Here is a 426-nt window from a genome sequence, read left to right as displayed (position 1 = left end):
GAGATAGTTGCGTGTCTGGCAGGTCCTTTTGCAGAATCCGCATTCGAAGGCTATCTGGACCCGCGCGATATGGCGATGAATGCGTCCGATGGGAATGAGGGGAGCAGCGACTACGCGGATGCCAAGCGAATCTATGGTGAGTTGCGGTTCCTGATGCCGCGCCGCCCCGATTGGGGGCGGATCGAAGATTGCACGGCCCGGCTAGTACTCGATCACTGGTCGGCCATCGAAGCATTGGCCGCGCATTTGCTGGTCAAGCATGCTCTCCAATTCGATGAGGCTCTGACGATTGTTGCGCCGCATCTTCCGCCCATGCCAGCAGCTACGCCGCCAGAGCGTCATCCGCAGCCTGCTTGATCAGCCATTCGATGTGATTTGACCACATCTGCAACACCTCGCGCTTCTCCTTGACGTTGCTATAGAGAT

1 protein-coding gene is annotated in these 426 nt (G+C 57.7%); it reads left to right on the top strand.

The annotated features are described in order from the left end of the window. Nucleotides 1-357: hypothetical protein (locus tag EN935_RS40275; RefSeq protein ID WP_164750338.1), on the top strand; the 357-nt coding region annotated here is incomplete at its 5' end. Between the last annotated feature and the right edge of the window lie 69 nt (nt 358-426).

Source organism: Mesorhizobium sp. M7D.F.Ca.US.004.03.1.1 (genome assembly GCF_003998635.1).
Lineage (GTDB): Bacteria > Pseudomonadota > Alphaproteobacteria > Rhizobiales > Rhizobiaceae > Mesorhizobium > Mesorhizobium loti.
Note: the sequence above shows the minus strand (reverse complement) of the source record. Positions and strands in the feature narration are given on the sequence as shown.